The sequence below is a fragment of the Levilactobacillus yonginensis genome, assembly GCF_003946265.1.
GTDB lineage: Bacteria > Bacillota > Bacilli > Lactobacillales > Lactobacillaceae > Levilactobacillus > Levilactobacillus yonginensis.
In genome coordinates this window covers 1-26,814 of the sequence record NZ_RHNO01000013.1, presented here as the reverse complement: position 1 = coordinate 26,814, position 26,814 = coordinate 1, and the positions used below count along the sequence as shown (strand labels likewise).

The following is a 26,814-nucleotide window of genomic DNA, read 5'->3' as shown; positions in this document are numbered from 1 at the left end:
AAATATCATTCAGTATCTCGGAGTTTCTGTAAAACCTGATTTGCGCAAATAACGGAAATCAGTTTCTATTGAAAACAATGACTCTTTAGATTAACTGGTGTTGCTATCACAACTCTTTGTTCCTTTCCACAAACATATAGTATCACGTGCTGGAAGCGTTTGCAATAGAAAAGCGTTAACTTTTGCTCAAAAACGCACAAATAGAATTTTAACCACTACTTCACTGCTCGTTTAGATGGCTGGTAATCCTTGATAGGTCAGGGTTAGTGAGACGCTGGTAACCCCGGCTGATGGCGATTCTCGGTTGCAGCTTTGACTGAAACGGTTGTACCTCGCCCGGTTGTACCACCACAATTATGACTTAAATATTTTCATGTTGAATTCGTTATATTTTTCAAATTCATGGACGATTGAAAATTCCAATCACTGGCCGCATAGATAAATCGTCGGTGATGGACCATTTTCAATGGGATTCATGCCATAACTAATCAAAACGACACCTACAGCTTGGAGGTGCCGCTTTGATTAGTCATAGCGAAAGATGCAATTTATCAAGTAACTCATAGAGTGTTAGGGTTGGCACCCCAAATTGCTCTGCCACCGCGGAGATTTTAGGTTCTTGCTTTGAAAAAGCCTGCTTATCTGGCATGAACGCATGACCATTGCCGTCTAACGTTACAATAGCTTGGTGATTCACCATCGCTGTCGCAATCAGCCACGGATCGGCCTTATCCGGACTCTGCCATTGTGCAATGCCAGCGGTATTCCAGCGTGTCGCCGTCGTCACCCAACTCATTACTTGGCTATAAGCCAAAATAATTTCTGAGGTTGGTTCAAGCAAGTCTCCGCTAAATGCCGTTCCTGCCCAGTTTACCAGTGTATCTGGATACCGTAGCTCCGCGCAAACTAGCGACGTCATCCCCACCGTTTCATCAGTAGTCAGTCTCTGCCAGATTGATGGAAAAACATGTGGCCGATACCACTTTGTATGAGCGTCAATCAGCGAATTCGTATCCAACAAATAATCCACTATGCGTGCTGGCATAATTTATCAACTGTGGCAGCGTAAGTTTTTAAGGTCACGCCTAGCATTTCAGCTGCTTGGTTCACAGGTAAACGCCCGCAGGCTTCATCACTAATAACCGCATCTGCAAACTGGCAATCAACCCGTGATACCGCCGTATTATAAAAATCACCACCAGATTCTTTCGTTCGTGACTCGACACTTTGCCCTTGGATAGTCTTAGCCCAATTTATTTCACGACTATCTGTCAATCCTAATGTATTCAACCGAATTGCCGTGGTCACTAGACTCGTATGAAAAATACGGCTCAACTGCTTAAGATTGCCCGCAATCGACAAATCGTTGGATAACGTCGCAGTAACGCGTTTGGCGGGTAACAGCACATTACTCGTCACCTGATTGATCCAACGTTCATGGCTAATATCCATGTCGGGGGAAACGTTAAGAATCTCATCATCACCGAGTAGCGCATGAATAAATTCGTGTACTAGAGAGAATATCTTCGCCTTCCTACTGTCAGTGTTATTCAAAAATATTAATGGAACTACCTCATCAGCTAAAATAAATGCCTGGAATTCAGCAACGTCTAGTGGTCGGTGCGTATTCGTGCCAACCACCCCATTTTGCATGACCATAATTCCTAGTGAACTAATTTTTTTCCGTAATTGATTAAAGAACGCCTCATCGGTTGAAGGCTGAGAAAATTTATCCTCTAATTCCAATAGCTTATGGACTTTTGTAGCAGCTACCTCTGGACTTAACTGTCGTGAAAGGCTGCCAATCAGCTTAAATTTGTGACCCTCATCTTGCGCAATCAGATAGTCCTTCATCCACTCCTGCCGAGCCGCCATTGTCTGGATTGTCTCAATCAACCGCCGGCTAGGATGGCTAGTCGTATTATTAACCGTTCTAAAGTTTACAAACTCATACTTTTCGTGCGGAATTTCTGTCTGAAAAAAATAATTAAATGGAATTCGCGTATCGCGGCTAAAGCTTTGCAATTGCTTAAACGTGGGATAATCACGATCAGTTTCTGGGTTAATCCACGATTGTAGCTGATACTTCTGCCGTAATTCTTCCTGAGACTTCTCGCCATGAGTCACTGCCCAACTAATAACCGCTTTTGCTACTGGCACTCTCAAAACTGTCATTGCTTATCTCACCCCTTCTCAAACTTTTCACTAAGTCTAGCACACTTTCCCAACATCCCTTCTGGTTAAGCAAGCAGACGGTACACTCTTTAACTACGCAGACCAGCACTCAATTTTTCTTTAACTCCCAATTTATCTGTGAACACGTCAGTTACCGACAATTTAATTATTAGAACAACCGTAAAACAAGCACGTAAAGCCCACTTCGTTTAACCAGTAACGCAACTTCCGGCGGCGCCAGGCCCAAACAAAAAATACCGCTAGTGGCAGTGCCACCAACGGTATTTCCGCAACGTATGAATCAATTTCCGGCAAATCCATGGGTTCTTGTTTGGAGGAAAAGTTTCACAGAATAGCTTTAGTAAATTGATTCCAAATTAGGTGATTCCGATCCTCTGGCTATGTACGGAGTCTTTCTCAACGCACACCATAGTTATACCGCGAAAACGGAACCATTGCACTCTTTTTGAATCGCCTGATTTACCCCCACCCTTGGACAATGCCCACCGGTGGGCGTTTACAGATAAAAATAAGTTTTCGATTAGTACCAGGAAGGCTTATCCCCATCCGTATTAGGCTTGTTGACCCCTAGTGAAGCACGAATTGCTTGGCTAGGATCAGCCACTAGCTTGTTGACCAAGTCGGCGATACTCTTCCGAGAAACTTCAGTTCCCTTGAAAGCTTCACCCTTTTGGGTCGTCTCGTAATCGACTTCGTCCTTGTTAGACAACCAGGCTGGCCGAATCAACGTGTAATCCAGGTCGGAGCCCTCAATGACCTTAGCTGCGGCACTGTAAGTCTCCAGGTAGCCACCGTCCAACATCTGATGGTTCCATTTGCCATAAGCGCCAGGAACTTCATCGTAAATGCCCAACGTTGAAATCCAAACTAAGCGCTTCACACCAGCAGCGTCCATAGCACTTACCACCGCCTGGGCTTCGGCCTCAATGTTGTGGCCAGCCAAGTTGGCGTATACCACGTCAATACCGGCCATGGCTGCCTGCAGATCAGTTGGCTTGCTGGCGTCACCGTCAACCACCTTGACACGGTCGCTGGCCGCACTTGCTAAGCGCTTGGCGTTTCGAAGAAATAACGTTAAATGAGCGTCGGATTCTGCCAACAACTGAGCCGTAGCCAGCTTGGCAATCTTACCATTGGCACCGAGAACTAATACGTTTGTCATATTGAAGAACCCCTTTTCGTTTTTGTTTACAGTTATACTGTAATACTCACAGTTACATTTAGCAAGCCAAGTGTCTTAACAATTAAACGCATAAGGCAGTTTTAATATTTTGCATTGATAAGAAAAGTGTAACTTCTCAAAAATTCATCCCGTCAACGGTAAAGAAAATAGTAATCTCCAACCGCACGCTTCCCAACCCTATGCTAAAATCAGACTAAACAAGGAAAGAGATGATTTTGATGACGCTGGCCAATAAAGCTCACTTAGACCAAGCAGCCGAACGTAACTTGATTACCGGCAACCTGGACCAGCTGATCTACACAGCTGGTAAGTTCGAAAATCTTCAAACCTCACTACTCGATACGCAGAGTATTATCAACAATGAGCCGGTCCCTGACGCTAAGCCCGAAGATGTCGTCACCATCATCAACTTACAGCGTGCATTTAAATACGTGTTAGACCTAAACGCCTACCCGCAACTCACTGACCTATTGACCATTAATCAAATTATTAAAGGCGGTGACCCAGCAGCTGGAAAATTGCGAACGACTGACGTTAAAGTCGCACTGACTAACGACGTTTGGCTACCGCCGCTACCAGTCAAAGCTGACGTTGAAAAACAATTAAAATACCTCTTAACACCAGACCAAACGGCAACCGAATACGCTTTGCAGCTGAATCTCTACTTATCACGTTGCCAGTTGTTTATTGACGGTAATATGCGAACAGCCCTCGTTGCCGCTAATGCAATCTTAATTGCGGCTGGAGCAGGACTTTTCGCCATTCCAGAAAATAAAATGCATGGGTATCGTTCACAACTTCAAAAATATTACCGTTCCGGTAAAACAGAATCACTCTTACAATGGCTATATGAAAACTGTGTCTTTGATTAAAAAGTTCAATTGAGATTATCATACACAGTCGTTAAAAAGGTGGTATTAGAAATCTGTTTGATCTCTAGTACCACCTTTTTAAGCTAACTTCCTAATCATTATCAGATAATGTCACCATTATTTCTTCAACTTCAGCCACAGATACCAGAACACACCAAGCCAGATAATCAACAGGCGCAGAATAAAATCAGTCCCCCAGTTACTTAACCAACTATCACCGCCGGCATCGCCAATCCGCCCGACACCCGTGTGTCCAGTATTGGCGTAATTGGCTCCCAACCGCATGGCTTCTTGATCTGACTTAGGGTGAATCTGCTTGATCTGTTTCACACTCCCGGTCCGTAACCAACCGTCCACCGTTGGGAAAAATAGGCCATAATTCAGCAATAAATAAAGACTCCACCAGGTCCAAACTGGCACAACTCCCGAAGCGTCGAGTTTAAAATTAATCACTATCAGACTAATTACTAAAGGCATGAGCCCTCGTAGATAGCGCCGCATCGCAATCTCCTCCAATAATCACACTTATTCACTTTAAGAATAAACTATTAAACTGTTAACCACAATGTAGTGGCTGATTAGCCACAATTGAATTTGCCACTAACAGTTACTTCAAGAAACCACTGCGTACTTGAACTAAGCCCACCACCAACAACGATCAACACTCCTTAAAACTCAGTCACTAGAAGCACGGCTGCCAACACCATTACAAATTATTAACTTAGGCGTGAATTTGGCGAAAAAAAGTCGATTCACTATGGCTTTGTGTCATTTGGTGATAAAATATTCACCAAATAGCACCAGCAGGAGGCTAAAAATCATGATCAATACCAGTAAATCAGAAAAGACGCGTCTAACGATCCGCATGGACCTCGACCGTAAGCAGAAGGCCGAACAAGTAGCTAGCAGCTTAGGTATCGACCTCACAGGAGCTGTTAACCTGTTCATTTCACAAATGATCAAAGAAAACGGACTGCCTTTCAAACCAACCAATGACACGCTAGCTTCAGATCTCAAGCAAGCCTTAAAGGAAGTCAAAAACGGCGAAACCACCACGGTCTCAGTCGATGAATTCATGAAGATTCTCGATGACCCCGACGGCTATACTAATGATTAAGCGCATCGAATATACTAAGATATTCTTGCGAAATTGGAAGCGGCTCAAAAAGAAGCATTACGACTCTTCGAGAATGAAACAAGCAATCGCTCTGATTGCGGCTGAAGACCACGATGCTCTGGTTCGACAATTCAAGTGGCACATGCTCAAAGGCGATAAAACAGGCATCAACGAGATCCACCTAGACGCCAATTGGCTATTACTATACGAAGTCACCAGTGAAGATGAGATTACATTACTGATTTTAAATACCGGCTCGCACGATATGCTCTGAACACGAAAATAAACCATTTTGAGTTAACACTAAATTGGTTTAAAACTTTAATTAGATGGCTATCACAGTCAACTAATCAGTAAAGGGATTCAAACGAATTGAATTCGTCTGAATCCTTTTTAACGTGTCAATCACATTCCCATGATATCAAGTCCAGGTTTGTTGAGGTATTCCTAGTGGAGGTACAAGACCGCCTTCCCCACCTCGGCCGACTCACCGCGCAAAGCCAAATTAAAAAGCACCGTGATCTCAGATCACAGTGCCTCACCCTAAATCAACATTAAGGTTACGCCTTCAACGGGGTTCAGGCTATCGCCTAAGTCACCGAAGACCAGTTCCTTTTGGAAAACTGGTTGGGCTAATTCACGTAAGTTCGATTTCTCAATGGTCAGATGATAACGGCCATGCTTATCGCGACTTAACTCGTAGTTCACGAATTCTTGTTCTGGGGCGTAGTTCGCGAAATGGACGGCGTAATGTCCGAGCTGGTGGGAAACGACCAGACGAATCCCGTTTTCATCTCTAAAGATATGCAAAATTTGTTCACTCCTATATTCATTCGACATTTCGGTGGTGCACGGCGTGAGTAACAAAAAGGAAGAGTCGCTAGGCGCCCCCTCCTTGATATCGGCGTTCGCTCAATCAAAGATTCATGGAAACACACCATGAAGGTGACCATCATGGCCAGCATTGTCTCGATCGACCTACCCGCGCACAGTGATGTCAGCCTGCCAAACCACGTCCAGTTTGGTTTCACCAGAAAGTTCTCTATGTACTCTGATTGTACCATACTTACTGTAAAATGATTAGTAACCGCAAAAACTCCCAAGTATTTCACGCTTTTTGACATCAAACGCTTGTCAGCACCCCATAAATAATGCTTCAATATTAATAACAACGTCATTTAATTATTAATTAGCGAAGACGCAAGCGTGGTAAATCCATCTATCCAGGTCATAACACCAAAGGAGCAACGAGCGCCACGCACAGTTAGCAGAGAATAATCACCCGCATCATTAGGAAAACTAACACCGTTATCGATACTAAGAATTAAACGGGTGAATCCATACCACCCCGATCACCAACAGTCCAACCCGAGTAAACTGCCACTGTGACGACACGTACCTAATTGCATCATACATCTACGGTAGCGATTGGCTGGGCAGGGCAGAGGCCAGTGAAGGTGGTCTTAGGGCGGGCGGTTTCCCCGGTCTTAGAGCACGGGCCGACCTTGGAAACTCGCGGGTTTGAGCGAGGTTCCAAGGCGCCTGGGAGACCGCTTCTCAGGCTCCCAGGTCTGCCCCACGGGGCGGCGCCCTACCCAGCCAATCGCGGCAAAAAAGCACAGTACTAACCAAATCAACCAGTATCCATCAACCCACACGGAGGCAAAAAAAGAATGGCAAATACGAAGAACAGTCAGGCTGCCAAGATTCGGCAGCAAATTATCGCATGGCTTCAAGACGACACCCAAACGGAAGTGGTGTCCGAGGAAAAGTTCCCGGGTATCCGGGGCATCCGAGCCGTCACCCTGCGTCAGATGTTAGGCGAACAGGGCTACGTCTCCTCCGTCGTGATGGGCGCAGTCTCAGCGGCCCCTTCGATCGACCAACGGATTAAAAAGGCGGCACTCAAGCCACGTGAGGTCTATTATTACTTTGACGCCAGCACCCCAGCACCTAAACGCGTTCAGGCGGCCACCTCAGCCGCTGTGGCAGCGTCAACGTCTCAAGTATCCGCCAAGGCAGCTTCAGCACCAGTCGTTCACACAACGGCTGCCAGTGGCCTTCCCGCTACAACGGCATTTAGTGAGGTGTTGGCCACCAACCAACAGCTCCGCCAACAGGTCGATGACCTGCTCACGGCTGCGCAACGTCAACGAGGATTAAGCGATATTGATCTGAAGTTCCTGTCTGATTTCGCCGCCCAGGTTACCCAACAAAGTGAGTTACTTCAAACGTTCGCTACCCAGTCACGTATTGAGGCGTTACGGCGCGGTTAGTTTGTTGAACTAATCACTTACTAGGAAATCCCCTGAATATTTTCGCTATATTTATGTTTTGGCCAAAAAGTCCTTGACATTTTTCCATGAGACCATTACTCTGTTATAAATTACTTTTATGGGGGACGATTGCCATGGCATTACATGAAGATAATCGTGTGTTCTGCGAAAAGACTGAATTATTCTCAGATGCTTTCTACGGAACCATTACTAAGACTTACGAACATTCTGCGCTGGTGAAAGTCGAACCAGATCAATTATCCAAGAAGGAAACCGATAAGATTGATTCCTTCGGTGACTTGGTCGTGATTCGCTACAGTGAACTTCAATTGGTCGACGCCGCTGGCAAACCAATGGAAGAACCCGCTGAAGAATTAGAAGCAGCCGAATAATAACGAAACGGGCCTGAGACGTGATTGTCTCGGACCCGTTTTTGTTATGCCAAACTATTTTAGAATCTCCCCAAGTTGGGACATCAAGTCTGGCAGCGCACCGGATAAAACTTCACTGACGTGCTCCTCGACCCGGCGTCCCCGCGGGGTGATCTGGAAAACGTGGTACCGCCGATCGGTCGGTAACGTTTCATCCTGGATAAAGCCACCGTTCAACAGTCGGCTAATCTGAATGGAGACCATTGATTGACCGACATTCAACCGACGGGACAGTTCGCTAGTACTGATCTTTTCTCCCGCCAGTTCGTGTAAGATCCGGTATTGCTCAAAGGTAATCGCATCCCCGGTGCTTGGCCGTTTGATGAAGGGCCGTAGAAGTGAATTCAGTTGGTGAATCCGCTCGACATCTACGGCTAGTTTGTTCGCTTCCATCATGACTCTCTCCTCCTCGTGACCACCGGCAGGCTGCCACCCCCACCGGTTTGTCTAAACATAGTCATCGCGTGAAAATTAGTTAGAGGCCAAAAAGGTTGACCCCCAAGCTGCCTCTCTTAAATATCCTACCATAGATAACCGACTATATTATAAACAAATCACATCTTAGCCAAACTTTTTATAATAATCATTGTATTTGGACTCACTGAGAGTACGTCACTCCCCATCTTTCCGCACGTTGATGGCCAATCAGTCGTCGAGATGCTCTAATCTCTGATTCTTGTTCTGCAAAATATCCACGGTCAACTTTTCAGCTTCATTCGTTCGAATATCAAACCCCGTTTTACGAATCAGTTTAAGTGCAAAACTGATATATAGTCTGACCTCAAACTCCATGATCCGGGCCTGTGGCGGATAATAGCCACTGTGATCCGGTGTGTTCTGCTGAATGGCAAAAGCGTGGCGCTCCTGCTGAAACCGAAGAACTTCATGAGCTTCGAACATCTTTTTAGTCAACCGGCTAACTCGGTCTTCAATGACAGCTTTCATTCCACAGTGTAGTAAGATTCTCACCCGATTGTCTTCAGACATCTTGTTTAAGTTACTCACTGCATGAACTCCTAACCAGCTAAAATGATTCCCCGACTTATTCTCACTAGTTTTAATTGCCATCGTCTTGCCAAGCACAAGTGGTAACGGCATCTGAATCCCAATAACCTCAGCGATTGTTTGGATTTCATGCCAATTCTGCGTTCCTGCATTCATTCGTTGATTGACCAAACCGTCAGATGTCATCTCCGTGCGGAAGAAGCCATCCTTCTCAGTCCAGACAACCGTATTGTGTCGTTCATTAGTCCGCCGAAAGTTTTTGATGAAAATCAGTGATTCCCAGTCCATCTCAAGGTTCGTACCCGGAATAAATCGTTCCACGTTGATCAGCTGGAGCTTAGTCAGATCGACCTCTCCAATTTTCGCCACAGTTGCCCGATAGTCTTCAGTTAACCCATGAAGCAGAGCATTATTCATTAATGTTCCTCATTTTCTCAAAGACATTAAGGCAGCTAAAAGCTTACCATGGCTGTCTTGTGGCTCAGCTATACAATCGCACAAAAACCGAATAATAGCAAGAAAAATACACTTATTTTTTAAAATATACATTTCTTACTATCCGCACCATTTAGCCGTTTTAACGGTGTTGCCCCAAAATTATTATGTATATTTCCAGCGAACTATAATTAAAATTATATAGAATTAATTCGTTTTCTCACTCTTCTATCATGTTGGCCACAGGTTGGTTTGTTATACTGGGCCAAAACCTAAAGGAGGCCATGACGATGGCAAACGACCGACATTCCTTGGGAAAGATTCTGACGGTAGCCCGGGCAATCATGGGCGCCAACGTGTCGCCGGACGAGGTGCTGGCGGACGTGGACGTTCCCGGCTGGTACTTACGTGAGCTGGAACGTGACCGCATCTTGGTCCCCAACCCCGACGACCTGGAATTAATTCTCATAAATTACCAACTGACACACGCTGACGTGGCACGACTACGACGGGTGACCGACCTGCACGAAGCGACTGCTCAACTCTTCTATCAGCGGTTAGAAGCAGTGTTCGCTGACTTAACCAACCCAAGCACGGACCCCCGCGCGGCGATGACTCGTTGTGCCTTCTTAAAATCACCGGCGCCAGTCTTAACCGACCCGGCTGTCTGTAACGATTACCCCACCATCCTGCGGTGCCTGCGCACCCAGGTGGAACCCGAATTGGCGGCGAAAGTGGCGACCAAGGTCTACGCCGATGGCGACTACTTAGCCGTTGAAAGTGGCGAACGGCCCTTTACCATGTATGATCTGTACATGTTGGAATTTCGACTGGGCACCCACGACATTGCCAGCTTGCTGTACGCTGAGGATTTAGTGGCGGCTATTTGTGACGCTGTGGGCGTTAGTCGCAGCGAATTACCCCTGCAGTTGCCGAATTCCCGGAAACTGCTGGCAAATCGCTAAGTACGCAAAAAAGGCATCGCTGGTGGGCGATGCCTTTCGTGTATGATCTAATTGTGCGACTTAGGCAAAGTAACTTGCGCTATTAGTAGTCGTAGTCGTTGGCGTGTCAACTGGTGAAGCACCATCAACGACAGTAGCCTTGTAGAAGGCTTGGGCGTTCTTAGTCGTGCTGTAAGTACCAGCTACGGCATTGTTGAATGTGTACTTGGTGTATACTTGCTTGCCATTAGCGTCCTTGTATGAAGGCGTGTTTAACGTCGTCAGACCGTTAGTGGTCAAGTAAGTTTGTAAGTCACTGCCAGTGAAGGCAGAGTCAGCGGCACCAGTGAAGGCAGCACTAACCTTAGGGAAAACAACCGTCGTAGCAGTTGCATCACCAGAAGTGTACGCCTTCAATTGATCAGCACCCTTAGTTTGGTCGCTGTTCAAGCCGTAGAATTGGATCTTCGTGTCAGCATTGGCGTTTTGGTTAACGATCAATGAAAGCGTGTCACCAGTCTTAGCTGAAGCGATAGCTGATTTGTTTACAGAATCGCCCTTAGTGTAAGTGTAGCCAGTGCCGGATAACAAAGCGTTACCCCAAGCATCAGTAGCCTTGGTATTCACATCAGCACTAACGTCAGTACCCTTAGCAGTTGCAAGCTTGTTGTCAGAACCATTTAAGTTGCTTAAAGTGGTTGAGGCAACAGTCTTACCGGTAGCTGAGACAAAGTTAACCTTAACGTCAGTCTTTTCGTTGTAAGTGTCAGTTGCTGGCTTAGTAGCAGTAACGGCGCCGCTGTAGATCCAACCATTGATAGTTGGGTTCTTAGCATCTTCAACGTAGTAGTACAGAGAACCTTCACGGGTCTTCGTAGCTGCCTTGGTAACCGTCAAAGTGTCCGTAGCAAATGGCGTGGTGTCCTTAACTTGCTTAGAAGCCTTGTATTGGGTGTTCTTAGGAGCATCCCACGTAACGTTGGACTTGCCAGGCTTAGTGAAGTAAACCGTCGTGTTTGAAGGTAATGAAGCATCCTTCATCGTCTTAGCAGACTTGATTCCGCCAGCAAAAGTACCTTGCTTCTTACCACCGTAAACGTAACCACGGTACTTACCGTCCATGGAAACGACTTTGTAGTAAACAGTCCCCTTGTTCGTTACTTGTTGGTAGTAGGCACGGAAGTAGTTAGCAGACTTCTTGGAAGTAGCTAATTTCTTCATCGTTGTAGTTGAAGCAACCTTCTTAGCGCCCTTAACCGTCCCTGGCTTCGTGTACAGTGCGTTCTTACCAGTAGCTTGAACGTTCCGTGAGTCAGCAGCCGTCTTTAAGGTCTTGCTAGAAGTAACCTTTGCCTTGCTAGCAGCGTTAGCAGTCGTGGATACCGTAGCAACGGCACCAAAACTCAAAGCAGCTAAACCAAGGTAAAGTGATTTCTTTAAACTTGATTGCATGTGTAGTGATCTCCTCTGAAATATAAAATTGTTTGTCAACGTTTCTTAGTATACCAAATAATCGTTTCTATTACGCTTATTTACGCAATTTTAATGTACCTTAAAGTTGCAACTGTTGTAAATATAAACACCCACTCTAAATCCTTCTCAACAACAAATTATGGAATTTTATTTTTGAGTTTTCTTCTTATTTCTCCAAATTCTATTTGAAACCGTGAAATTTCTTTCTTAACTTTACTCTCAATATCAACATCATACATATCCACGACCTGTTCAATGGGCTGACTCATTACTAATTGAGAACGAATAGCATATGCCATCATGTTTCTCTTACTGATTGGTTCAAAGATCAAATACATCTGAGTACCTTTTTTTCTATAGCGTACACCATGGCCTAATTTTTCATCTTCTTTGGTAATTTTCAAACGATCGGCCGTTAATTTAATTTGTCTAGGATCTGAACGCTTTTTAAGATATGCCTTCTCTTTTCCTTGTCTAACAATATCACGTTCTTTAATATTCCTGGCAATCATATAAACTGCCTTTTTTCCACGGTAATGAAACTTATAGATTGTTTTAGCTCTCAGATATACTGCACGCCCAGTAAATTCAAATCCTAGATAATCAAAGTTTTTAACCTTGCGACTTCCAAGATCATAAACATGCCCATTCTCTTTTGAATACTCCAATAACTTTGTTTTCCGAGGATTAATCGTCAGTTTTAATTGATCATTACTCCGGTGAATAATACTATCTTTCAGTTGCTTAACTCTAGCAATGTCACAAGTTTTTTGGGGAATAACGACAACGAAATCATCGGAATATCGTTTGTAAATACCACCATATCGCTGCACTAGCTTGTTAACCCACTCATCAAAACCAATCATATACACATTTGCTAGAATTGCGCTGATAGCAGTTCCTTGGGGTATCCCCTTCTCATTCACAGAACTCAATCTAAGCTTTCCCTTTTTTATAAGTTTTCCAAATTCTTTTAAGTTCGAGACATATGAAGTACCATGCGTATTTATACCTGGTGTTTGTACTAGTTGCCCTTTTGAAACGCTTCGATACTTTGTAATTGACTTAATAACAGCATACCAATCATCCGACATTTTGCACCGTTCATCACCATATAAAACCCGCTTGACTTGTTTCATCAAGATCCGATGATCTAAACAGTCAAAGAAAGCATGAAAGTCACCCTTAATAATCCATGAATTCCCCGTCTGCCATAAAAAATCAAAAACCGATTTAGCTCCATGTATATTATCAAAACCCCTTCGGTATGCTAAGGGAACCTCAGCTATTCCGTTTTCCTCTATACTTCTTTCATAGCAATATCCCAACATAACAGAATAGTACTTTAGTAAAAGTGATTCATGATGTGATGCTAGAGAAATATGTCTCGCTTTCGGAGTTAGTTGACCTTCGTGTTTATCATTGCGACCAAATTTATTAAACACCATATCAAACTTAATAAACGGAAGTTGCCGATACCGCTTAACAAAGTTGGGATTACAAAAAGACTTTTTCCCGTTTCCTAGAAGCTTTTTCTTTTCATTTTCACTAATTTTATGATCGAAGTGCCGATACTCTTTGGAGGTCGATTTCAAGCATTCCTTTACAGCTAAACGCTTCATTTCATTACCATTCATAAAACCCCTCCAAAATGCAGCAGACCCATGCATTAATCGGTGGGAAACCAACTTTAGCAATGAGTCTGCAAGAATTTCGAGTATACCTTTGCGCCATAAAGCATATACCCTTATTTGATTATAAAGCGACACGTCTAAACGGCGAGGCGCTTCACACCTTCCCGTCTAATCATAATAGTACTGAGAGGAGACTCACAATAATGCAAGCTACTCTAGTAGCTAACTTTCTAACGGTTGTCTTACGTTTGGTACCAGGAATCGGTTACACAAATGTGACTATATTACTTGCGTTAGTCGGTTATACATGGTATAAAAAACCAGTCGAATTTTCTAATTAGTGAAACAGCGCCATAAAATTCGGTATGTTAATTATACCATATAAGCTTACTATTTCTCTAAACATAGCTTGTTCAAGTCCAATAACAAACTATGTATTCAAAGTCTGTTATTGAACTTGAACAGGCCTTTTTTAATTATTTTTACTGAATCAAAATAACTAATCTCATAACGCATTTAACCCATTTACAAAACAAATACACGATTCCAACAGCCCCTATACATTTAGCCACTAGAATAGGAATCGTAACACATATAATTGTTTTGGGAGGAATTTTATGCAACGTTCATCTATTGTCAAATCATTGAGTATCGCCGGCGTAGTACTTTCGTTGGCTGGAATTGGTGGACCCAGTGCACTCGCTGCTACCACACAGCAGGCGCCTACCGCCATCACACGTTCCACCAGGAATGCCGACGACGATGCCGCGTTGAAGGCCTTAGTTGACCAATACGGTGACATCAATAAGACGCTCATTCCTTTGGTCGGTGCTTACAACGCCCGCGATTTAGGCGGTTATCAAACGGCTGACGGCAAATGGCAGATTCGGCCCAAACGGTTAATTCGCTCAAGCAACCTGAACGGCTTAACTAACGGGGACAAGAAGGTGCTGAGTCACGACTACCACGTGACGTCGATCGTAGACTTCAGAACGCCTGGTCAAATTGACTATGAACCCGACCAACCCGTTCCCGGTGCTACCTCGACAGAGCTGTCCATCTTAGGACCCCATGCGTTCGGTGACAGCAGTAAGCACCCCACACTGAGTGGTGATTTCTCCGGTGACGGTTCCTTCTACGTTCAACGGTTGGAGTTCGGTTACCCAGCCGTAAATGGCTACCGCGAATTTCTAAACAAGCTCCTCACTAACCCGCAGGCCACACTCTATCACTGTTCCTCGGGTAAGGACCGGACGGGAATTGCGACCGTCTTAGTCATGTCCATCCTGGGAATGAGTGAGAAGACCATTACCGACGACTACATGCAGTCTAACGAAGTCGGTGGCCACGTTGAAGCAGCTTGGATCAAGGAATACTTCAGCGAAATCAAGAGTAACTACGGGAGTATGACCAACTACATCACGACGCTGATCAACTTCACCCCTGCCCAACAAGCAAAGCTACGTTCCATGTACTTAATCTCAACCGACGGCAAGAAAACGGCCTACTCCGCCCCTAAGGCACCGGCCCAAGTCACGCAGCCGACCGTCGTCACCCCGGCAACACCAGCCCAACCTGCGCCTGCTAAGCCAGCTGCAACACCAGCAACTAAACCCGCTGTAGTTACTCATCAAAGTGGCGCGGCGGACAAACCCGTCAAAAAACATAAGGTAACGAAGGCTAAGAAGAAAGCTAAAATCAAGATTACCTCAACTAAGAACCTCCACACCAAATATACTTATCGTTTAAAGGGCAACAAAAAATGGTTTAAGGATTCCCACCTGCAAAAAGTATTTGGCCACACGCCAAAACACAAGAAAACTACGTGGAAACTAGTCAAAGAAGAACATATCAAGATCAATGGCAAGAAGCATACCTACTTCGAAGTAAAGGATCACGCTGGTCATAAAGCTTGGATTGACAAGAGTTACATTACCAAAGTTAAATAGTATGTTCTATAAGGGGACTCGGGATTGGTATTAACCAACCTTGAGTCTTCTTTTGTTTATATGCAAATTACGCTTCAAATCCTCAATGTAATCTCAAACTGGATTATTTTACGGAGCACTGAGTTACCCGTCAAAGCGCTGTATTACCGCATTTCAGTCCAACATCGTTTAAAACGGATTTACCAAACAAATGCCGTCAACAACAAATTAAAAATAAATACATTCAAACAGTAAACTTGCTTATATATTGGAAGAAACGATACATAACCGTATAATAAATTAATATTATTGTCCACTTTTACAAATGTGTGGTAGAAATAATGATTATCTTGATGTTATAGTTATTACACACAAAAACCTAATACAAAAAACAAGGAGATGAGATAATATGCGGTGGCATAATGGATTACTAGTTTTAGCAGCAACGGTGGGTGTCGGTTTGGCAGGCAGTACTTGGAGTGAAGTACAGACAGTACCAGCACAAGCAGCAATGTATACTTTCAACTTACAACCAGTTGACAAGGAGAACGACGAAAAAATTGTTGACACTAAGCATTTAGATATTTCGCTCAGTGATTTAGGCTTCAATGAAAACACAACTTACGGTGATATATTAGATAAATACAAAGCTCTCACGACAATCGATTATCGCGCCGCATTAAATTCCTTCTCCCTGCTGAATAATGATCAAATCTCAGCAACTAATAGACTTTGGGGACTTAAATATCAGACGGCTTTCACTGACGAATTTGGAGGGGTGACATCTGGGATTTCTAACCTCCTATACGCTGACTGGCGTAAAGGCAAAGATGAAGATGCCCAAAGATACACGATTGACTCCGAAGGGTTCAAAAATAATTTAGAGGAACCATTTAAGAAAAGTACTTCAACAATCAATGTTCCTTTTTCCAAAAGCACAGTACGTATGACCATCAAAGTGGTCAATACATCCGGTCACACATTATCACTTAATCCAATAACTGTGTACGGTATGCCTGGTGATACACTTGATTTAGAGGACTCAAACATCAAATCTTCATTAGATCTTGTGACCAAAGATAAATATGTCTTGAGCTCGGACTCAGTCACATTTGATGAAAATTCCGACTCAACAAAGACCATCACGGTCATTCCAAAAGATGACGTTAAAACAGTCGCAATCAAGTATGTAGACAAAGATGGAAAAGAGCTTGCCAAGTCCAAAGTGTTAAAAGGCCATGGTTCTTCAACTCAAACTATCAAGTCCCCGACTATCGAAGGCTTTAAAACTGAAAATGAATCCGTAACTGTTAATTTCGGCGAGTATGATACTGGAGATGAGAACGCCCCAATCGAAGTCATCTATACGTCAACCGATCAAGGTGAAACGCCTGGTGGTGGCGGCGGTGGCAACGGCGGTGGTAGTGAAACCCCTGGCGGTGGTGACGAAAACGAAGATGGTGGCGGTACCGATGTCGATACCGGTAACAACGGTAACGGTAATGGCTCAGGATCCGGCTCTGGTTCCGGCACAGCCGTAACGCCATTCAAAATCTATGGTAAGCAAAAGCTCTACCGGTACACCAACCCAACCTTCCAGAATCACCAACGGGTTCAAGGACACGCCAAGAAGACCCGGGCCCACGCCCCAGTCTTCACGGTAGTCAAGAAGACCACTTCTAAGAACGGCGCGGCACGTTACCAACTGAGTGATGGCTCTCACGTGACGGCTAACTCCAAGTACGTGGCCAACCTCTACTGGAAGGGTAACAACTACAAGACCCTCCACGTTACTAACCCTAAAGGCGTCAACGTTCACCGTAACACTGGCTTAACCAGCAAGGTTCGTCACATGAAGCAGGGCACGGCTATCAAGGTGGCGAAGGTGGTTAAGGTAGGTCAGACGACTCGTTACCAACTTCCTAACGGTAACTACATTACTGGTAGTAAGAAGTACGTCTCCCCTACTAAGCCCAAGACTGTTCAAAAAGTGAAGGCTAAGACGACGGTCCGAGTCTACAAAGATGTTAACCTGACGAAGGTTGCCAAGACCTACAAGAAGGGCGCAACTATCAAGGTTTCCGGTTGGGACCACTCCCACGGCGACAAGACTCACCGCTCCGGCGTCAAACGATACAAGGTAGCTGGTGGCTTCATCACTGCCAACAGCAAGTACGTTAAAGTAGTCAAATAGCTTCATTGAAAATCGTCAGGCGACTGGCGATTTTTTCTTTGGTCAACGATAAAAAGGCTCAGGTCATAGCGACCTGAGCCTTAATGTGACTTCTAATGAATCTTAGTAGTCAGTCGTTGAGTTGTTCGTGTTACCAGTTGATGGTAAGTTGTCAGCCAAGATATTCTTTTGGTCCAGAACTACCTTGATTGTGTCACCGAACTTAGCGTTTTGGTTAGCCTTGTCGGTTGCCGCTTGATTGTAAGTGTATGATACGTAGTATTTCTTACCCTTTTCAATCGTAACTGCCGTTGTATCCGTTTCGTTCTTGTAACCAGATAAGTTAGCAGAAGCAGTCAGTAACTTAGAGTTAATACTCTTAGCAAAGAACTTATCAGTAATGGCATGGCCATCGCTCTGAATAATGCTCTTGCTTGCGTCATCGGTTAAGCTCTTAGCTTGGTCAGTCGTAATGGCTGGCTTACCGTTAGCTAATGAATCCGCCTTAACTTCAACCCCGGCGCTAACACCGTCAGTTGATGCCAAGAAGAAGCTAATCTTAGAAGTAGCGGCCTTCACAACGTTAACTCGAACAGTTCCACCGTAAACGGCGCTAGCTGCTGCCGCTGCGATTTGGTCTGCCGTTGAAGTCAACTTAAAGCCGGCTGGTGCGTTCGTCATGTCGCCGATGAAGTCCTTCAGGTTTTGGCCCTTAACGTTCTTTTCAGTGTCTTGAACTTTAGCGTTTTGCTTCGTGTCGCGCGCTTCAGTAACGAACGTTGACTTACCAACTGAATTTCCGTTAGTCCCAATGTAGGTAACGGTCACACTGTTGTTATCAGTTGCAGTCGCAGCTGAAGTCGTCATTGAAAGGCCACCCAAGTCTTGGGTAGTTGCCGTTTCGTCGTAACCCTTACCAGCAAAGATCCAGCCGGCAACTTCTGGGTTAGCCGTTGAAGTTACGTAGTAGTACAGTGAGCCTTCCTTAGTCTTCGTTTCAGCCTTAGAAACTACAAAGCTGTCTGACTTGCTTGAACCGTACATGCTAACCTTGTGGGCCTTGTAAGTCGTGCCCTTAGGTGCAGTCCACAACGTGTTCTTCTTAACATCCTTGATGTGGTAACCAGTCGTCTTAGTAGGCAACTTAGCTTCCTTAACAGTAGCGACTTCACGCAGGCCAGCTGCTAAAGTCCCTTTAACCTTACCACCGTAGATGTAGCCACGGTACTTACCGTTCATAGACACGATCTTGTAGTAGACCGTTCCCCGGTTAGTAACCGCCATGTGGTAAGCACGGAAGTAATCTGAAGAATGGTTAGAGTTAGCTAACTTCTTAACCGTGCTCTTGGAAGCAACCAAGCGAGCACCACTAACGGTCCCTGGCTTGGAGTAGATGGCGTTAGTCCCCGTAACTTCAACGTTCTTGCTGTCCTTACCCAATGCTGATTTAGACACGATTTTAGCCTTAGCAGCGGCATCAGCTGACGTGGACGTTACGGAAACCGTTGCGACGGCACCCAAACTCATGGCAGCTAAACCGATGTAAAGCGACTTTGCTAATTGAGATCTCATTGTATTTTCTCCCCTAGAAAATGTATTAGTTGAACAGCGTTCAGTATACCAACTAGCTAGTCTGAAAGAACAGACTTCTGAGAAAATTCGACAATTAAGGCTTAATATCTAATGATTAACAATTTTATATTTGGAGCAACTAGACCAGACCTCATCGCCATTCAAACACTCTTTTCTGGTAGAAAAATTATTCAAGATAATGAGACCGAAACTCATAATACAATATTTTTAATACACGATTCGTCAACCTTTGAGTCAGATCTACTTAAACCATCTTCTACCTCACACAACTAGTAAAAAGGTTGCGCCAACGTCCTTTCCCAACCCACCTCTGATAATCCCCTACTCAGCTCTCACCACATAAAGAGACTACACTACAAATTGACCACCAATTGCCACCAACAATTTCGTACGTCGTTCATCACGCGTATCTGGTGGTCAGCTTATAGCAGACGATACTACTCATCTCGCCTGCTATTTTAGTATTACTAGCAACTCCCTAAAAAATTAGTTCCAGCGTTAGGTGTTCACTTCACAACACCAAAACGCTAGAACTAATTTTTATCTATTTGTACGGGTATGGGATCTTCTTAGATGCCTTTCAGCTCAGCATGTAGAAAGTTAACAATACTTTAGCATTCCTTAATTTATTAAGTTGAACAGTAGTAGTTTCCCTGAAAACACGTAATATCATAGAACCAATATTTTAAGAATCAACCGGTACGACCACGGATGACACGGGTCATGTCTACTAAAACATACGATACTATTCTTAATCCGAAATTAAAACTCCACAAAAAAAGAGTTGACCACAAGGTCAACCCTTTTAACTTAATTAAACATTAGTCGAAAACTGAAGAACCGTTACCATTGCTACCAGTATCAGTGGTTACACCAGTACCTTTAACTTCATTAGCAGTGTAGAATGCTTGTGCCTTACCATCCTTAGCGTAAGTACCCTTCACACCACGTTCCAAAGTGTAGACCGTGTGGTAAAGAACAACCTTACCATTTGCTTTAACAGCAGTAGCAGCATCAGTAGCAACTACAGTACCACTATCATCCTTAGCGTAGTCAACAGATACCATCTTAGTTGCACCATTCGTGCTTAAGAAGTTGTAGACATCTGAAGCAGCATAATCAGCACCAGTGGCACCAGCAAATGCAGCAGTAACCTTAGGGAATGCTGAGATTTGTAATGGCAGCTTAGTGTCATCAGCAGCAGTTGTCGTCAACTGTGTACCAGCAGCAACACCATTGTCAACGTAAGCCTGTAAGCCCATAACAACTTGGTCACCCTTAGTAACAGTTAAGTTAAGAGTGTCACCAGTCTTAGCGGCAACGATTGCAGCAGCATTACCAGCGACAGCTGGGTCATACGTGTAACCAGTACCAGTCAAGAGTGGGTTACCCCAAGCTGCAGTTGCTTGCTTTTGAACATCGTAACCAACAGATTGTCCCTTAGAATCAGCTGAAACAGCTGGATTTGAGATGGCGTTGTTAGCATCATTGTTCTTAGTTAAGCCCTTTAAAGTGGTTGACTTGATAACACTACCGTCAGCAGCTACAAAGTTGACCTTAACATCTTTAGCTTGGTTGAAAGCAACTGATGTGTCAGTAGTAACAGCCTTGCTGTAGATCCAGCCACTAACTGAAGGATGCTGTGCATCTTCAACGTAGTAGTATAATGAACCTTCACGAGTCTTAGTAGCAGCCTTAGTAACCTTCAAAGTGTCGCCAGCAAATGGTTCAGTGCTTACAACGTTCTTGGAAGCCTTGTATTGAGTGTACTTAGGTGCAGTCCACGTAACATTAGTCTTACCAGGAGTAGTAAAGGTAACAGTCTTACCAACAGTAGGATCAGTAGCAGTCTTGTCAGTAGTAGTTTCAGCTGACTTGATACCACCAGCAAAAGTACCAGCAGTCTTACCGCCGTAGATGTAACCACGGTACTTACCGTTCATAGTAACTACACGGTAGTAAACTGAACCGCGGTTAGTGGTCTTTTGACCGTAAACACGGAAGTAGTCAGCTGACTTCTTTGAAGAAGCTAACTTAGCCATGGTAGCCTTAGAAGCAACAACCTTGGCACCCTTAACAGTACCTGGCTTAGTGTATAAAGCGTTAGTACCAGTTGATTCAACGTTACGCTTAGTAGCGTCCGTCTTTTCTAAACTAGTATAGGCACCTGCAGTAGCATATGACTTAGCTGAAGCAGTAGTTGAAACTGCAGCAACGCCGGAAAAGCTTAATGCAGCGAGACCCAAGTAAAGTGATTTCTTTAAACTTGATTGCATAATCTTTCTTCCTCCAAACATAAAATATGTAATTTATCAAGCAAGAATAGTATAACCGAAATTAGCGCTTTTGTTAAGAATTATATTCTTTAAAAGTACTAACTCGTTTGCTATCCCCTAACTACGACTATGATTATAGCTTGATAGTTGCGGGGAAACAAGGATTATGCTCTTTTTGTCGTTGGAATGAAATAATAAGCTGGCTTCTGTAACAGTATTGACATCTTTTTAAAAGCGGTATCAATTAATGAAAACCTCCTGAAACCTATTATTTAAGCGATACTTAAACCTTTAAAACCGTTTAAAGCTTAATGCACCTTTAAGGAAGGTCACTTTACTTGCATTTCTTTTCGGCTGGGTCCATACTGCTGTTATCAAAAGAAAGGGGGTGATGCTTTTTGGCAACAGGAAATTGTTACCTTAAAGTGATCGCTTCCGCGGAGAACGGAAACGATTAACTTCTTTAAGGTAAAGGGTCGGCGAAGTCATATTCGTCGGCCCTTTTTGTTTTGCCTTAGATTAGATTGCTGATGGGCGACCCAATAGAGAACGACTAGGCAGTTAGATTCCATTATTAATGGACAGTGATGTAATTACTTCCCATTAATGGACCGCTGTCCTCACCATCACTCATCAGGCGCTACTGTTCTTATATGTAGAACCCCCCCCGCTGACATGAGAACGTTCTAATTCTCTCACTCCTGCATCCTTGTTGCCGCTTTGCTTATAATCAGACGAACAAGTCCGTTGATTACACTATTCTCCACTAGCCAGCCGTTTTGTCTACAGAATAAATCACTTATCGTATTCATAAATTTTTTCGAGAAAACTCGTTGTCCTTCCCCCGGTCTAACACTATACTCAAGCTATAGGGTTTCATATAATTCTACATATGAAGGGAATTGAGTATTTCATGACATTCAAAAAATTGAGTTTATCAGCTTTGCTCTTCTCAGCTACGTTACTAACCGCTGGTGTCGCCGTTCAAACAAATGCAACCGCTTCATCTACTGACACACCAACGACTGCGGCTAATACCAGCACTAGCGATGCCACTCATGGCATCGTTGACGGTGCCCATACCGTTTGGGCTAATTTGCCTGCTGGCTCTGTGGCCCTTCTAGCTTCTCCCGCAGATGGCATCCCCACGTACGACGACCACGGTGTGCAGAATGGCACAATTCCTGGTAATACCGGACAGATCGTCACGCGTATTGCTATCAATCTTGAACCTGGCAACACTCGCAATCTATTCTTGCAACTCCAAAATGACACAAGCAAATGGATTAAGCTCGATTGGCTCGTCATTTCTTTAGAAATTGGTGACAGTAGTGGCGATTCATTGGACTCCACTGGCAGTGGTACACCCACCAACTTTACCGTGAACTTCGTTGATCAGAACGGTAAAGCTGTTCAAGACCCATTAGTTATCCCCATCAGTTCATATGCGACCGATGCCAACAACAATATCACCAATCATGTTAACGACTCCATCAAAACTGCCATGACCAGCATTCGTGACGATCTGCCACAAATGACCTACAACATCGACGGCTACACACCACGCGCCACTGATCCGGTCACCACCGACGGCGACTACACGACCACCTTCCACTACGTTTCAAAGGAAACACCGGTCGACCCTGGTACCCCTGGTGGCAACACCAGTAACAATACCGACAACAACACCGACAGTAATTCCAGCTCTTCCAGCAGTGCCTCCTCATCCGCTGACCAATCTAACAATCAACCCGCTCCGGTCAAAAAGACAGCCGTCTACGCTACCAAGGCAATCGGACTCTACAAGACGCCGACCTTCACCAAGGCTAACCGCCAACACCTCTATAGTAAGCAGTCCCGGACTAACCGGCCCCAATTTACCGTCACGGGGTACGCTCGCTCTAAGAATGGCATCCTGCGCTACCGGGTTCGCGACGTCCACAACGCTAAGCTGACTGGCTACATCACGGCCAACAGCGCCTACGTCACGAACACTTACTACCAGAGTAACCCCAAGACCATCAAGGTTCTGAGCCGTCACGGTATCAACGCCTACGGTCAGGTTAACCTGAAGGGTAAAGCTCTGAAACACTATGCCCGCGGCACCAGTCTGAAGATCAAGGCCGTTAAGTCTTACCACCTGACGAACCGCTTTGTCTTACCCAACGGCCATTACATTTCCGCTAATAAGACGTTGGTCATTAAGAAATAATCGCTTTAATCAGAATTGTTCACGCCAGCTGGTAACTGAATTTAGTTGCTGACTGGCGTGACTCTTAGGAGATGAACTGTGTTATGACAATCAAGAAAATTGGACTTTCAACTTTACTCTTCTCCGCAGTCTTACTAACTGCCGGCGCCACAACGCAAGTCCAGGCGCACGCCGCTACTGGGGAGTCAACTGCCCCCACGACTAAAACCACCGCCGACAGTAGTGACACGGCAACCCATGGGGTCATGTCTGGTACGACTTACGCTGTGTGGACCACAATGCCTGATCGTGCAGGCTATAATAACGTCATAACGCTTACCGCTGACGAAAACACGACCTACCCTATCTTTGACCCTCAGGGAGTTAGCCTAGAAGAAGTCCTGAACGGACAAACCTCGTACTCGGTTGATCAACTTCAACTCAGCCTTCAGCCACGCAACCCGAATGACAGTAAAGACTACAACACTGCTGGCTTATTTGCTCGTACCAGCACCTCTGAATGGGTCAAAGTTGCTGGTCCTGGTGTCACAGATATCGGCCTAGATGCTGGGAACAGCACCCTGACCAACAACGATGGCGGTCTCAACCCCACCAACTTGGTCATCAACTTTACCGACGAGAATGATAAGGCCGTTCAGGCACCACTGGTTCTACCAATCAGTACGCCTCAGCCTGGTGACCAGCCAAGTGTCCTGGGTAGCGATATGACCGACATGGTGCACACCCTGCAGACCGACCTCACCCAGACCCACTATGACATTCCTGGTTACACGCTCCGCGACAATGACCCCGTCACTTCCGATGGCTTCACGACCACCATTCACTACATTAAGAACGCTGATCCGGTGAAACCCGGCGGTGGCGGTAACAGTAGTAGTAACAGTAGTAACACCAACACCAGTAGTTCGTCCAGCAGTGCGAGTGAATCATCCCCGGCAGACAAACCGGCCACTAAGCCCGTAGCCGTCAAAGGTGAAGCTGTTTACGCCACCAAAGCCATTGGCCTCTATCAGACGCCAAACTTTACTAAGGCCACCCGCAAGCATTTCTACGCCAAGGAAAGTCGGACAAAGCGGCCGCAATTTGTCGTCACCGGTTACGCCCAGAGTAAGAACGGTACCCTGCGTTATAAGGTCCGTGACGTCAACCACACCAAGACAACCGACAAACTCCGCGGCTACATCACGGCCAACAACGCTTACGTCGAAAGTACCTACTATCAATCAACGCCCAAGCGCATCAAAGTGTTAAGTCGCCACGGACTGAACGCTTACAAAACCGCTAGCCTAACTGGCAAGTCGCAACGTCACTACACCCGCGGCACCGTCCTGAAGGTCAAGGCTTCCAAGGCCTACCACCTGACGAACCGCTTCGTTTTGCCCAACGGTCACTTCGTTTCAGCCAATAAAGTATTGGTGGCTAAAAAGTAGTCAGTCATTAACTAATATTTCAAATTCTTTAAAGTGGTGCATTTTGACCACCCTTGACCGGTCTTAGCGTTAAACTAATTAGTAGAGGGGGAATTACCATGAAATCATTAATCGTCTTAGGAACCGTGACGGCGGCTTTAGCTTTCCCACTACTGGTTAGCCAACCAACCACCGCGCACGCTTCTCAATATTCAGCGGCCCGGGCCAATTCCGTTCGCCTCGTTTGGCGGCGGAGTATGAAGGCGCACCAATTCCACACGATGCGTGGGGCCCGTTACTCAAAGCACCTGGGCACGCGCTATGCGTACAACCGGGATAACATTACCTGGGTGACCGATGCGCATGAAAAGCTGTACAACAAGCGCAAGCATACGTCAGCCATTTACTACCACGTTCATACGCTCTATAGCCCACATGGTGGCTGGATCTGGCGCGGTTATTTGACACCGGGTGGCGTTGAACCTAAGGTCAGTCCAGCTGAAGCAGCCCAGGAGAAACAGGAACAGGTTTTGGTCAACGATTTACATAGTCTCTTCCCGGGAACCACTATGGATCAACAGTTAACTAATGATGCCGATCAGATTACCTACCCAACGGACGGTGTCGACGCCCAATACGTCACCGCTGGCCCTGGTCAGAAACTAATCAAGTTCTCCTGTCCAGGGACGCCAAGCAACTACCTGAAGACCTACAACAAACTGTTGAAGAAACAGGGGTACCCGGTAGCTACGCGGGCCCAGTTCAAGGGTTGGCATATTGGAATCAGTGTTCAAACCGATCCTGATTACTACGAAGGTGGTTCTAGCCTTGGCGATGTCGCCATCTTCTTGGAACCAGCTAAGTAGGAACTTTGGCTTAATATGATTTAAAAATAGAATCACCCACACGTTAGTGAACCTTGTTGCCAACGTGTGGGTGATTTTTTGATTACTATCTAAAGTTTGAAAACAGTTATCAAGCCAAGAATAATAAGGTGTTACAGACTTAAATTTAGTCTCATCCAGCCACCTGCGGCCGTCAGAGATTCCGCCTACTGTGGGGAACGCCTACGGCCTGAAAAGCGGTCCTTCGGCTCGGTTTGAAGCCTGGAAAAACCACCAGTCTCCAAACACGTCCCACGCTGTAAGCCGGAAACCGGCTAACACCGTCGACACAGCTGGCTCCACCTCTGACCGCCTCCGGTTACACGGGTTCTTGAAACTAAGCTAGTTTAAACACCTGAATGACAGCACTTACTCAATAATATTGGTATTCCCTAGGTAGCCGAGAATAAGCCAAATTTGACGAACGGTAAGACAGCAACTCCCTACTATGTCTGACTAAATCCCAATACCCAATCCTGGTTGTATCAGACACAGTGGGTGTCTCAGTTCTTTCAACCTTTAATTACCAAGAAGATTGATATCCGAGCGAAAATTTGAATTTGCCGGTCGTTTTGGCGGTGAAGATTTAAAAAAACGGCGATTATTGCAAACTTGGTGGCATTTATGACCTGATCAAGTGAATTTTTCTAAGAATCAAGAATAGTGCACCAATTTAAACTTGATTACTGATATGACGGGAGTGTCAAATTTTTTGTGTAAATGGAAGTCCTCTCCCATTAGCTAGCTTCTAATACATGGATTCTAACGTATCT

The 26,814-nt window shown here is 45.1% G+C and carries 22 protein-coding genes; 11 read left to right on the top strand and 11 right to left on the bottom strand.

What is annotated here, in order from left to right; all coding sequences use genetic code 11:
- Positions 1–529: 529 nt before the first annotated feature.
- The 3 genes from EKM87_RS07960 to EKM87_RS07950 form a co-directional block, all read right to left on the bottom strand.
- Positions 530–1,045, bottom strand: a complete 516-nt coding sequence (locus EKM87_RS07960; protein WP_125683578.1) for a DUF4411 family protein — start codon at positions 1,043–1,045, stop codon at positions 530–532.
- Positions 1,030–2,175 carry an ImmA/IrrE family metallo-endopeptidase gene (locus tag EKM87_RS07955; RefSeq protein WP_125683576.1) on the bottom strand — a complete coding sequence of 382 codons (1,146 nt, stop codon included), beginning with the start codon at positions 2,173–2,175 and terminating at the stop codon, positions 1,030–1,032. Before EKM87_RS07955 ends, EKM87_RS07960 begins: the two co-directional genes overlap by 16 nt.
- 541 nt (positions 2,176–2,716) lie before the next feature.
- A complete protein-coding gene (locus EKM87_RS07950) occupies positions 2,717–3,358 on the bottom strand; it encodes an SDR family oxidoreductase (protein WP_125683574.1) in 642 nt (213 codons plus the stop codon).
- Positions 3,359–3,597: 239 nt separating this feature from the next.
- On the opposite strand from EKM87_RS07950, the gene EKM87_RS07945 reads away from it, so the two are divergent.
- Positions 3,598–4,251 (top strand): Fic family protein, encoded by a 654-nt coding sequence (locus tag EKM87_RS07945; protein ID WP_125683572.1) that lies wholly within the window; start codon positions 3,598–3,600, stop codon positions 4,249–4,251.
- A gap of 117 nt (positions 4,252–4,368) precedes the next feature.
- On the opposite strand, the gene EKM87_RS07940 is transcribed toward EKM87_RS07945, so the two are convergent.
- Complete coding sequence (locus EKM87_RS07940; RefSeq protein ID WP_164506459.1) at positions 4,369–4,752, bottom strand: hypothetical protein; 384 nt, start codon at positions 4,750–4,752, stop codon at positions 4,369–4,371.
- A 319-nt stretch (positions 4,753–5,071) separates the two neighbouring features.
- Between EKM87_RS07940 and EKM87_RS07935 the strand changes: the two genes are divergently transcribed.
- A complete protein-coding gene (locus EKM87_RS07935; protein ID WP_225428419.1) occupies positions 5,072–5,368 on the top strand; it encodes a type II toxin-antitoxin system RelB/DinJ family antitoxin in 297 nt (98 codons plus the stop codon).
- On the top strand, positions 5,340–5,642 hold the full coding sequence (locus tag EKM87_RS07930; RefSeq protein WP_125683569.1) for a type II toxin-antitoxin system RelE/ParE family toxin: 303 nt from the start codon (positions 5,340–5,342) through the stop codon (positions 5,640–5,642). Before EKM87_RS07935 ends, EKM87_RS07930 begins: the two co-directional genes overlap by 29 nt.
- 269 nt (positions 5,643–5,911) lie before the next feature.
- On the opposite strand, the gene EKM87_RS07925 is transcribed toward EKM87_RS07930, so the two are convergent.
- Complete coding sequence (locus tag EKM87_RS07925) at positions 5,912–6,178, bottom strand: hypothetical protein (RefSeq protein ID WP_125683567.1); 267 nt, start codon at positions 6,176–6,178, stop codon at positions 5,912–5,914.
- Between the two features lie 863 nt (positions 6,179–7,041).
- Between EKM87_RS07925 and EKM87_RS07920 the strand changes: the two genes are divergently transcribed.
- Together EKM87_RS07920 and EKM87_RS07915 are read left to right on the top strand one after the other, a co-directional pair.
- On the top strand, positions 7,042–7,644 hold the full coding sequence (locus tag EKM87_RS07920; protein WP_125683566.1) for a hypothetical protein: 603 nt from the start codon (positions 7,042–7,044) through the stop codon (positions 7,642–7,644).
- A 134-nt stretch (positions 7,645–7,778) separates the two neighbouring features.
- Positions 7,779–8,036 carry a hypothetical protein gene (locus tag EKM87_RS07915; RefSeq protein ID WP_125683564.1) on the top strand — a complete coding sequence of 86 codons (258 nt, stop codon included), beginning with the start codon at positions 7,779–7,781 and terminating at the stop codon, positions 8,034–8,036.
- A gap of 54 nt (positions 8,037–8,090) precedes the next feature.
- Here EKM87_RS07915 and EKM87_RS07910 read toward each other — a convergent pair whose 3' ends face one another.
- Positions 8,091–8,471, bottom strand: a complete 381-nt coding sequence (locus EKM87_RS07910) for a MarR family winged helix-turn-helix transcriptional regulator (RefSeq protein ID WP_125683562.1) — start codon at positions 8,469–8,471, stop codon at positions 8,091–8,093.
- A gap of 249 nt (positions 8,472–8,720) precedes the next feature.
- Positions 8,721–9,497, bottom strand: coding sequence for a hypothetical protein (locus tag EKM87_RS07905; RefSeq protein ID WP_125683560.1), 777 nt, complete (start codon positions 9,495–9,497; stop codon positions 8,721–8,723).
- A gap of 308 nt (positions 9,498–9,805) precedes the next feature.
- Here EKM87_RS07905 and EKM87_RS07900 point away from each other — a divergent pair, with 308 nt between their 5' ends.
- Positions 9,806–10,480 (top strand): hypothetical protein, encoded by a 675-nt coding sequence (locus EKM87_RS07900; RefSeq protein ID WP_125683558.1) that lies wholly within the window; start codon positions 9,806–9,808, stop codon positions 10,478–10,480.
- Between the two features lie 60 nt (positions 10,481–10,540).
- Here EKM87_RS07900 and EKM87_RS07895 read toward each other — a convergent pair whose 3' ends face one another.
- Positions 10,541–11,911, bottom strand: coding sequence for a hypothetical protein (locus EKM87_RS07895; RefSeq protein ID WP_125683556.1), 1,371 nt, complete (start codon positions 11,909–11,911; stop codon positions 10,541–10,543).
- A gap of 158 nt (positions 11,912–12,069) precedes the next feature.
- Entirely contained in the window at positions 12,070–13,569 is a 1,500-nt protein-coding gene (locus EKM87_RS07890) for a reverse transcriptase/maturase family protein (protein ID WP_164506457.1), read from the bottom strand.
- 614 nt (positions 13,570–14,183) lie between these two features.
- Between EKM87_RS07890 and EKM87_RS07885 the strand changes: the two genes are divergently transcribed.
- Both EKM87_RS07885 and EKM87_RS07880 read left to right on the top strand, forming a co-directional pair.
- Positions 14,184–15,515 (top strand): tyrosine-protein phosphatase, encoded by a 1,332-nt coding sequence (locus tag EKM87_RS07885; protein WP_125683552.1) that lies wholly within the window; start codon positions 14,184–14,186, stop codon positions 15,513–15,515.
- A 388-nt stretch (positions 15,516–15,903) separates the two neighbouring features.
- Positions 15,904–17,688: a DUF5776 domain-containing protein gene (locus EKM87_RS07880; RefSeq protein ID WP_125683550.1), complete on the top strand. Its 1,785-nt coding sequence runs from the start codon at positions 15,904–15,906 to the stop codon at positions 17,686–17,688.
- A gap of 102 nt (positions 17,689–17,790) precedes the next feature.
- Here the strand turns inward: EKM87_RS07880 and EKM87_RS07875 are convergent, their stop codons facing one another.
- Both EKM87_RS07875 and EKM87_RS07870 read right to left on the bottom strand, forming a co-directional pair.
- A complete protein-coding gene (locus EKM87_RS07875) occupies positions 17,791–19,239 on the bottom strand; it encodes an S-layer protein (RefSeq protein ID WP_125683548.1) in 1,449 nt (482 codons plus the stop codon).
- 842 nt (positions 19,240–20,081) lie between these two features.
- Positions 20,082–21,536 carry a hypothetical protein gene (locus tag EKM87_RS07870; protein WP_225428417.1) on the bottom strand — a complete coding sequence of 485 codons (1,455 nt, stop codon included), beginning with the start codon at positions 21,534–21,536 and terminating at the stop codon, positions 20,082–20,084.
- Between the two features lie 913 nt (positions 21,537–22,449).
- On the opposite strand from EKM87_RS07870, the gene EKM87_RS07865 reads away from it, so the two are divergent.
- The 3 genes from EKM87_RS07865 (at position 22,450) to EKM87_RS07855 (ending at position 26,023) form a co-directional block, all read left to right on the top strand.
- A complete protein-coding gene (locus EKM87_RS07865) occupies positions 22,450–23,748 on the top strand; it encodes a DUF5776 domain-containing protein (protein ID WP_125683546.1) in 1,299 nt (432 codons plus the stop codon).
- Between the two features lie 83 nt (positions 23,749–23,831).
- Positions 23,832–25,178, top strand: a complete 1,347-nt coding sequence (locus EKM87_RS07860) for a DUF5776 domain-containing protein (RefSeq protein WP_125683544.1) — start codon at positions 23,832–23,834, stop codon at positions 25,176–25,178.
- Positions 25,179–25,276: 98 nt separating this feature from the next.
- On the top strand, positions 25,277–26,023 hold the full coding sequence (locus tag EKM87_RS07855) for a hypothetical protein (protein ID WP_125683542.1): 747 nt from the start codon (positions 25,277–25,279) through the stop codon (positions 26,021–26,023).
- The last annotated feature ends 791 nt before the right edge of the window (positions 26,024–26,814 follow it).

Coding starts and splice junctions, on each gene's coding strand:
- EKM87_RS07960 (WP_125683578.1), bottom strand. CDS start 1,045: ATGCCAGCACGCATAGTGGATTATTTGTTGGATACGAATTCGCTGATT.
- EKM87_RS07955 (WP_125683576.1), bottom strand. CDS start 2,175: ATGACAGTTTTGAGAGTGCCAGTAGCAAAAGCGGTTATTAGTTGGGCA.
- EKM87_RS07950 (WP_125683574.1), bottom strand. CDS start 3,358: ATGACAAACGTATTAGTTCTCGGTGCCAATGGTAAGATTGCCAAGCTG.
- EKM87_RS07945 (WP_125683572.1), top strand. CDS start 3,598: ATGACGCTGGCCAATAAAGCTCACTTAGACCAAGCAGCCGAACGTAAC.
- EKM87_RS07940 (WP_164506459.1), bottom strand. CDS start 4,752: ATGCGGCGCTATCTACGAGGGCTCATGCCTTTAGTAATTAGTCTGATA.
- EKM87_RS07935 (WP_225428419.1), top strand. CDS start 5,072: ATGATCAATACCAGTAAATCAGAAAAGACGCGTCTAACGATCCGCATG.
- EKM87_RS07930 (WP_125683569.1), top strand. CDS start 5,340: ATGACCCCGACGGCTATACTAATGATTAAGCGCATCGAATATACTAAG.
- EKM87_RS07920 (WP_125683566.1), top strand. CDS start 7,042: ATGGCAAATACGAAGAACAGTCAGGCTGCCAAGATTCGGCAGCAAATT.
- EKM87_RS07915 (WP_125683564.1), top strand. CDS start 7,779: ATGGCATTACATGAAGATAATCGTGTGTTCTGCGAAAAGACTGAATTA.
- EKM87_RS07910 (WP_125683562.1), bottom strand. CDS start 8,471: ATGATGGAAGCGAACAAACTAGCCGTAGATGTCGAGCGGATTCACCAA.
- EKM87_RS07905 (WP_125683560.1), bottom strand. CDS start 9,497: ATGAATAATGCTCTGCTTCATGGGTTAACTGAAGACTATCGGGCAACT.
- EKM87_RS07900 (WP_125683558.1), top strand. CDS start 9,806: ATGGCAAACGACCGACATTCCTTGGGAAAGATTCTGACGGTAGCCCGG.
- EKM87_RS07895 (WP_125683556.1), bottom strand. CDS start 11,911: ATGCAATCAAGTTTAAAGAAATCACTTTACCTTGGTTTAGCTGCTTTG.
- EKM87_RS07890 (WP_164506457.1), bottom strand. CDS start 13,569: ATGAATGGTAATGAAATGAAGCGTTTAGCTGTAAAGGAATGCTTGAAA.
- EKM87_RS07885 (WP_125683552.1), top strand. CDS start 14,184: ATGCAACGTTCATCTATTGTCAAATCATTGAGTATCGCCGGCGTAGTA.
- EKM87_RS07880 (WP_125683550.1), top strand. CDS start 15,904: ATGCGGTGGCATAATGGATTACTAGTTTTAGCAGCAACGGTGGGTGTC.
- EKM87_RS07875 (WP_125683548.1), bottom strand. CDS start 19,239: ATGAGATCTCAATTAGCAAAGTCGCTTTACATCGGTTTAGCTGCCATG.
- EKM87_RS07870 (WP_225428417.1), bottom strand. CDS start 21,536: ATGCAATCAAGTTTAAAGAAATCACTTTACTTGGGTCTCGCTGCATTA.
- EKM87_RS07865 (WP_125683546.1), top strand. CDS start 22,450: ATGACATTCAAAAAATTGAGTTTATCAGCTTTGCTCTTCTCAGCTACG.
- EKM87_RS07860 (WP_125683544.1), top strand. CDS start 23,832: ATGACAATCAAGAAAATTGGACTTTCAACTTTACTCTTCTCCGCAGTC.
- EKM87_RS07855 (WP_125683542.1), top strand. CDS start 25,277: ATGAAATCATTAATCGTCTTAGGAACCGTGACGGCGGCTTTAGCTTTC.